The sequence below is a fragment of the Rathayibacter sp. AY1G1 genome (assembly GCF_002932095.1).
Taxonomy (GTDB): domain Bacteria; phylum Actinomycetota; class Actinomycetes; order Actinomycetales; family Microbacteriaceae; genus Rathayibacter.
Genome location: NZ_PSUZ01000040.1, coordinates 13,845 through 20,913, shown reverse-complemented (window position 1 = coordinate 20,913; position 7,069 = coordinate 13,845). Strand labels below are relative to the sequence as shown.

Below are 7,069 nucleotides of genomic sequence, written 5' to 3'. Positions count from 1 at the left end.
CCCGCGTCCTGGCGCTTCTCGACCCAGCGGGCGACCGCGGTCTTCAGCCCTGAGAACGAGAAGTCGTAGCGGTGGCGCTCGAGGTCCTTCGGCAGGCTGAGCCCGCGGGGGAAGCGGATCGCCTTCGGGTCCCCGTCCGCCGCCACCCGGTCGATCTGCGGTCCGCCCGGATAGGGCAGGCCCAGGACGCGCGCCACCTTGTCGAAGGCCTCGCCGGCGGCGTCGTCGATGGTCTCGCCGAGCAGCTCGACATCCGACACCAGATCGCGCACGTGCAGGAGCGAGGTGTGCCCGCCCGAGACCAGCAGCGCGATCGTCGGCACCTCGACGGGGCTGCCCTCGCTGCCGTCGGCCCGGAGGACGTCGGCTCCCACGTGGCCGACGAGGTGGTTCACGGCGTAGAGCGGCAGGCCGAGCGAGACGGCGAGCGCCTTCGCCGCTCCGACGCCGACCATGAGGGCGCCCGAGAGCCCCGGTCCGCTGGTGACCGCGATCGCGTCCAGGTCGCCGAGCGCGACACCGGCCTCGGAGAGCGCCGCGTGCAGGGCGGGCTCGAGCGCCTCCAGGTGCGCCCGGGCGGCCACCTCGGGCACGACGCCGCCGTAGCGGGCGTGCTCCTCCATCGAGGAGGCGATGGTGTTCGAGAGCAGCGTCGTGCCGCGGACGATGCCGATCCCCGTCTCGTCGCAGCTGGTCTCGATGCCGAGGACGAGGGGTCCGGTGCTCACGGGGTCTCCTGGGTCGGGGTCGGCGGCAGGCGCATCACGATCGCGTCCACTCCGTCGGGCTGGTAGTAGGCGGGGCGGACGCCGATCTCCTCGAAGCCCTCCGAGCGGTAGAGGGTCTGCGCGGCGGGGTTGTCGGCGCGGACCTCGAGGAAGACCTCGCGGGCGCCGCGTTCGCCGGCCGCCTCGAGGAGCGCGCGCAGCAGTCGGCGGCCGAGGCCGGTGCGGCGGACCCGGGCGACGACCGCGATCGTCTGCACGTCGCCCTCGTGGGCGCCGACGGGGCAGAGGAGCCCGGCGTAGCCGACCACCTCGCCGTCCTGCTCGGCGATCAGGTACCGGGTGTGACGGCTCCGGATCTCCTCCGCCATCATCCCGCGCGACCAGGCGTCGCCGGCGAACTCGGACTGCTCGATCGCCATGACGGCGTCGAGGTCGTCCGGCTGCGCGTCGCGGAGCACGGCCTCGCTCATGCGGTCACCCGCTTGGGACCGGCCGACAGCGTGACGTCGGGCGAGCGGAGGTAGAGGGGCTCGTCCTCGGCGCCGGGCCGGCCGGCAGCGCGCAGGCGGGCGGCCACGACTCCGAGCTCGCCGGCGGAGACCGACTCGGCCTCCAGGCGCGGGAGCTCCGGATGCGGGAGGGCAGGCGGCTTGTCCAGGCCCGGGCCGGCGACGCGGACGGGGAGTCCCTGGTCGTCGAGCCCGTCGTAGGCGCTCCAGTACAGCTCGCGGCGGCGGGCGTCGGTGACGACGAGGAAGCCCGCGGCGCGCCCGTGCCGCAGCGCGGCGAGCGCGATCGCGTCGTGCGAGACCACGGGGAGGGTGGGGACGCCGCGGCCGAGCGCGAAGGCCCGGGCGGCGGCGATCCCGACCCGGAGGCCGGTGAAGGGGCCGGGGCCCATGCCCACGGCGACCGCCTCGATCCCCCCGGGAGCCACGTCGGCCGCCTCGAGCGCCTCCTGGATCAGCCGGCCGACCACCTCCGCGTGGCGCATGGTGTCGGTCTCGGTGCGCTCCGAGCGCACGGCGCCCGCGGAGTCGACGACGGCGACGGAGGTTCCGGAGGAGGTGTCGATCGCGAGGAGCACGCGTCCAGGGTACCCGCGGGCTCAGCTCCAGCCGGTGCCGCGGAAGCGGACGGTCCGCGGCTCGATCGGCTCCTCGCCCTCCTCGGCGTCGGAGCCGGCGGTCGGCCGCTCGATGACCACGTCGAGCCAGGACTCCGCGACGCCGTCCAGCATCCCGGCCCCCCACTCCACGACGATCACCGAGCGCGCCGGATCGAGGTCGAGGTCGTCGAGCTCGACCGGCGAGCCCACGCGGTAGGCGTCGACGTGCACGAGCGGCGGCCCGTCGTGCAGCGGCGGATGCGTCCGCGCGATCACGAAGGTGGGGCTCGTCACGGGACCCCGCACGTCGAGGCCCTCGCCGAGCCCTCGCGTGAAGGTCGTCTTGCCCGCGCCGAGCGGCCCGGTCAGCACCAGCAGGTCGCCGGCGCGCAGCACTCGGCCGAGCTCGCGGCCGAGCTCCGCCATGGCCTCCGGATCGGCGACCTCGACGACGCGGTCCGCGAACCAGGAGCGCTCAGGCACGGCCGTCCGCCGCGCTCAGCAGCCGCCGCTGGACCCGCGGCCCGAGCCGGGTGACCAGCTCGTAGTTGATGGTGCCGCACCACCGCGCCCACTCGTCTACCGAGGGGACGCCGGTCGTCGGGTCGCCCCAGAGCGTCACCGGGTCGCCCGTCGCGACGCTCGCATCCCCCACGTCGACGACGAACTGGTCCATCGCGACCCGCCCGGCGATCCGGTGGCGGCGGCCGCCGATCGAGACCTCCGCGACGCCGGAGGCGCTCCGCGGGATGCCGTCCGCGTAGCCGAACGGCACGAGCGCGAGGGTCGTCCCGCCCTCGGCCCGCCAGGTGTAGTCGTAGCTCACGCCGGTCCCGTGGGGCACCCGGCGGACGCCGGCGACGCGGCCCTGCAGCGTCATCGCCGGGACGAGCCCGAGCTGGAGCGAGGTCTCGTCCTCGAACGGCGAGAGTCCGTAGAGGGCGATGCCGCTGCGCACCATGTCGAGGCGTGTCTCCGGGAGGCGCAGCGCCGCCGCCGTCGCCGCGAGGTGCAGGACCGGCGCCTGCACCCCGTGCGAGGCCAGCGCGGCCTCGGCGCGGCGGAGGAGCGCGAGCTGGGCGAGGTCGTCCTCGCGCGAGGTGTTGGACAGGTGCGAGAACAGCCCGGTGAGGTGGACGGTGCCGCGAGCGCTGTGACGGGCGAGCGCCTCCGCCAGGTGCGGCCACTCCTCCTCCGCGGCGCCGTTGCGGCTGAGGCCGGTGTCGACCTTGAGCTGCACGGCCGCGCGCACGCCGCGGTCCTCCGCCGACTGCGCGAGCGTGTCGAGCTGGTCCACCGAGGAGACGGCGACGTCGATCGAGTGCTCGAGCGCCGCGTCGAAGTCCTCGCCGGGGTCGTGCAGCCAGCAGAGGATCGGAGCGACGACGCCTGCCTCGCGCAGGGCCACGGCCTCCCGCAGCTCCGCAGTGCCGAGGGCGTCCGCGCCGCCGTCGAGCGCCGCCTGCGCCGCGGCCAGGGCGCCGTGCCCGTAGCCGTTGGCCTTGACGACGGCCATCAGCCGGCGGGCGCCGGTGAGCTCGCGCAGACGCGCGGCGTTCGCCGCCATCGCGTCGACGTCGATCACCGCCTCGCGGTACGACGCGGGGACGCTCACGACTCTGCCACCACGAACGCGCAGGCCACGCCCGCGTCGTGCGTCATCGAGAGGTGCACGCGCGTGATTCCGCGCGCCTCCGCGGCCGCCCGGGCCGGGCCGTGCAGCGCGAAGGACGGATTCCCGTGCTCGTCCCGCTCGACGACCATGTCGTGCCAGCGGGCGCCCACGGAGTCGCCGAGCGCCTTGATCAGCGCCTCCTTGGCGGCGAAGCGGCCCGCCAGCGAGGCGACGGGGAGCGAGCGTTCGCTCTCGGCGAACAGCCGGTCGCGGAGCCGGGGCGTGCGCGTCAGCGAGCGCTCGAAGCGCGCGAGGTCCACGACGTCCACCCCGATCCCCACGATCACGGCTCGATCACTCGACCGTGACCGACTTGGCGAGATTGCGCGGCTGGTCGACGTCGAGGCCCTTGGCGGCGGCGAGCTCCATCGCGAACATCTGCAACGGGGTGACGGCGAGCAGCGGCTCGAACAGCGGGTCGGCGAGCGGGATCGGCACGACCTCGTCGGCGATCTGGATCGCGGCCGTGTCGCCCTGCTCCGCGATCGCGATGACGCGGGCGCCGCGGGCCTTGATCTCCTGGATGTTCGAGATCACCTTGCGCTGCAGCTCGTACGACTCGCTCGGGCTCGGCACGATCACGAAGACGACCTGGCCAGGCTCGATCAGTGCGATCGGGCCGTGCTTGAGCTCGCCCGCCGCGAAGCCCTCGGCGTGGATGTAGGCGAGCTCCTTGAGCTTCAGCGCGCCCTCGAGCGCCACCGGGTAGCCGACGTGGCGGCCGAGGAACAGCACCGCGCGGGTGTCGGCCATCCAGCCGGCCAGCTGGGCGATGTCGTCGGAGGCGTCGAGCACGCGGGAGAGCTTCTCCGGGATCGCGGCGAGCTGGGCCGCCTGCGAGGCGACGAGCTCGGTGGAGGCGGCTCCGCGCACCGCGGCGAGGTGCAGCCCGAAGAGGTAGAGCGCCGCGATCTGGGCGACGAAGGCCTTGGTCGAGGCGACCGCCACCTCCGGGCCCGCGTGCGTGTAGAGCACGGCATCCGACTCGCGTGGGATCGTCGCGCCCTGGGTGTTGCAGACCGAGAGCGTCTTGGCGCCGTGCTCGCGGGCGTACTTGACCGCCATCAGCGTGTCCATCGTCTCGCCGGACTGGCTGATCGAGACGACGAGGGTGCGCGGGGTGAGCACCGGGTCGCGGTAGCGGAACTCGTGGCTGAGCTCGACCTCGACGGGGACGCGCGCCCACTTCTCGATCGCGTACTTGGCGACCATGCCCGAGTAGGCGGCCGTGCCGCAGGCGATGATCGTGATGCGGTCGATCTCCGTCAGCACCGGGCCGAGCGCGTCGAGCTCCGGCAGCGTGATCGCGCCCTCGTGGATGCGGCCGCGGAGCGTGTTCGCGACGGCCTCGGGGCCCTCGGTGATCTCCTTGGCCATAAAGCTCGACCAGCCGCCCTTCTCGGACGCCGACGCGTCCCAGGCGATCTCGAACGGCTCGGTCTCGACGGGGTTGCCGAAGAAGTCGGTCACCGTGACGAGCTCCGGGGTGATCGTGACGATCTGGTCCTGGCCGATGGCGACCGCGCGGCGGGTGAACTCGACGAACGCCGCGACGTCGGAGCCGAGGAAGTTCTCCCCGTCGCCCAGGCCGATCACGAGCGGCGAGTTGCGGCGCGCGCCGACGACCACGCCGGGCTGGTCCTGGTGCAGGGCGAGCAGGGTGAACGCGCCCTCGAGGTGCGCGACGACGGCCTGGAAGGCGAGCACGAGGTCGCCGGTGCGGCGGTACTCGCGGGCGATCAGGTGCGCGGCGACCTCGGTGTCGGTCTCGCTCTCGAAGACGGCGCCCTCGGCGAGCAGCTGCTCCTTGAGCGGCTGGAAGTTCTCGATGATGCCGTTGTGGATGACGGCGAGCCTGCCCTCGTCCGCGAGGTGGGGGTGGGCGTTGCGGTCGGTCGGGCCGCCGTGCGTCGCCCAGCGGGTGTGGCCGATGCCCGTGGTGCCCTCGGCCAGCGGGTGCGCTTCGAGGTCGTCGACGAGGACGCTGAGCTTGCCCGAGCGCTTGCGGCTGTCGAGCTGCCCGTCGGCGTCGATCACGGCCACGCCGGCCGAGTCGTAGCCGCGGTACTCCAGACGCTTCAGGCCCCCGAGCAGCACGGCCAGGCTGTCGCGCTCACCGACGTATCCAACGATTCCACACATGCGCTCGATTCTAAGCGGCGCGGAGGCGCCTCCCGCGGCGTCGGGCACCCGGCGGGGCGGACGCTAGGATCGGTCCCCATGCCGTCGTCTCCTCGCGATCCCGCACGCGACGCGCACCCCTCCCCCTTCGTCGAGATCGTCCGCTCCGACTGGGCCGAGCTCGCCCGCACCACGGAGCTGCCGCTGTCGGAGACCGAGGTCGTGCAGCTGCGGGGGCTGGGCGACCGGCTGAGCCTCACCGAGGTCGCGGAGGTCTACCTGCCGCTCTCGCGCCTGCTGAGCCTGTACGCCGGTGGCGCGCGGCACCTGCACCGCGCGACGAGCACGTTCCTCGGGGAGCGCGCGCAGCCGACTCCGTTCGTGATCGGCGTCGCGGGGTCGGTCGCGGTGGGCAAGTCGACGATCGCGCGCCTGCTGCGGGAGCTGCTCGCCCGCTGGGAGGACACGCCCCGCGTCGAGCTGGTGACCACCGACGGCTTCCTGCTGCCCAACCGCGAGCTGGAGCGCCGCGGTCTGATGAGCCGCAAGGGCTTCCCCGAGTCGTACGACCGGCGGGCGCTGCTGCGCTTCGTCTCGGAGGTGAAGGGCGGGGCCGCGGAGGTGCGCGCGCCGTTCTACTCGCACCTCTCCTACGACATCGTCCCCGACGCCGAGATCGTCGTGCGGCGGCCGGACGTGCTGATCGTCGAGGGCCTGAACGTGCTGCAGCCGCCGGTGCCCGGTCACGGCCTGGCGGTCAGCGACCTGTTCGACTTCACCGTCTACGTCGACGCCCGGACCAGCGACATCGCGCGCTGGTACGAGGAGCGCTTCCTCACCCTGCAGCAGGGCGCGTTCGCGAATCCGAACTCCTACTTCCACCGCTACGCGGCGCTCAGTCCGGACGAGGCCCGTGAGCGCGCGCGGAGCATCTGGGCCGCGATCAACGAGCCGAACCTGCTGCAGAACGTGCGCCCCACCCGCTCCCGCGCGAGCCTGGTCCTCCGCAAGCAGGCCGATCACACGGTCTCCTCGGTCCTCCTCCGCAAGATCTGACCGCGCCCCCGGTCGCTGTTCGCCGCCGCGCGCACCGCGCAGCCACCGACCTCCTCGAACCCCTCCACCGCAGGATCGGTGCAGGCTCGGGACCACCCGCGAGCCGTCGGCGGGAATCGCGTGCCAAGCGATTCACGCGCGGCGAACGCGACCCGCTCCACCCGTGCAACCACCTCGCGAAGCCGACCGCGAGGTGCCGCGCAAGGAGCGGCCCCGCAACAAGCACCGCCGCGTGCCAAGCGATTCCCGCGCGGCGAACGCGACCCGCTCCACCCATCGTGACCACCTCGCCAAGCCGACCGCGAGGGGCCGCGCAGGGAGCGGCCCCGCAACGAACACAGCCGTCGTGGGAATCGCGTGCCAAGCGATTCACCCGCGGCG

General features: G+C 73.7%; 8 protein-coding genes. 1 reads left to right on the top strand and 7 read right to left on the bottom strand.

Going from position 1 to position 7,069, the window contains the following annotated elements:
- From tsaD to glmS, 7 genes are all read right to left on the bottom strand, one after another.
- The coding region (gene tsaD, locus C5C36_RS16435) for a tRNA (adenosine(37)-N6)-threonylcarbamoyltransferase complex transferase subunit TsaD (RefSeq protein WP_104310062.1) at nt 1-728 on the bottom strand (728 nt) is incomplete at its 3' end.
- Entirely contained in the window at nt 725-1,198 is a 474-nt protein-coding gene (gene rimI, locus C5C36_RS16430) for a ribosomal protein S18-alanine N-acetyltransferase (RefSeq protein WP_104263585.1), read from the bottom strand. The genes tsaD and rimI, both read right to left, overlap by 4 nt.
- On the bottom strand, nt 1,195-1,815 hold the full coding sequence (tsaB, locus tag C5C36_RS16425; protein WP_104248199.1) for a tRNA (adenosine(37)-N6)-threonylcarbamoyltransferase complex dimerization subunit type 1 TsaB: 621 nt from the start codon (nt 1,813-1,815) through the stop codon (nt 1,195-1,197). The genes rimI and tsaB overlap by 4 nt, the downstream gene beginning before the upstream one ends.
- Nucleotides 1,816-1,836: 21 nt before the next feature.
- Nucleotides 1,837-2,262: a tRNA (adenosine(37)-N6)-threonylcarbamoyltransferase complex ATPase subunit type 1 TsaE gene (gene tsaE / locus C5C36_RS16420; RefSeq protein ID WP_104227417.1), complete on the bottom strand. Its 426-nt coding sequence runs from the start codon at nt 2,260-2,262 to the stop codon at nt 1,837-1,839.
- 49 nt (nt 2,263-2,311) lie between these two features.
- Nucleotides 2,312-3,451, bottom strand: a complete 1,140-nt coding sequence (gene alr, locus C5C36_RS16415) for an alanine racemase (RefSeq protein ID WP_104310061.1) — start codon at nt 3,449-3,451, stop codon at nt 2,312-2,314.
- The gene (locus C5C36_RS16410) at nt 3,448-3,798 is read right to left on the bottom strand and encodes a holo-ACP synthase (RefSeq protein WP_104225009.1); all 351 of its coding nucleotides are present in this window, start codon (nt 3,796-3,798) and stop codon (nt 3,448-3,450) included. Before C5C36_RS16410 ends, alr begins: the two co-directional genes overlap by 4 nt.
- 7 nt (nt 3,799-3,805) lie before the next feature.
- Complete coding sequence (glmS, locus tag C5C36_RS16405; protein WP_104227413.1) at nt 3,806-5,653, bottom strand: glutamine--fructose-6-phosphate transaminase (isomerizing); 1,848 nt, start codon at nt 5,651-5,653, stop codon at nt 3,806-3,808.
- A gap of 78 nt (nt 5,654-5,731) precedes the next feature.
- Between glmS and coaA the strand changes: the two genes are divergently transcribed.
- Nucleotides 5,732-6,688, top strand: a complete 957-nt coding sequence (coaA, locus tag C5C36_RS16400) for a type I pantothenate kinase (protein WP_104234153.1) — start codon at nt 5,732-5,734, stop codon at nt 6,686-6,688.
- Nucleotides 6,689-7,069 lie beyond the last annotated feature (381 nt).

Coding starts and splice junctions, on each gene's coding strand:
- rimI (WP_104263585.1), bottom strand. CDS start 1,198: ATGAGCGAGGCCGTGCTCCGCGACGCGCAGCCGGACGACCTCGACGCC.
- coaA (WP_104234153.1), top strand. CDS start 5,732: ATGCCGTCGTCTCCTCGCGATCCCGCACGCGACGCGCACCCCTCCCCC.
- tsaE (WP_104227417.1), bottom strand. CDS start 2,262: ATGGCGGAGCTCGGCCGCGAGCTCGGCCGAGTGCTGCGCGCCGGCGAC.
- glmS (WP_104227413.1), bottom strand. CDS start 5,653: ATGTGTGGAATCGTTGGATACGTCGGTGAGCGCGACAGCCTGGCCGTG.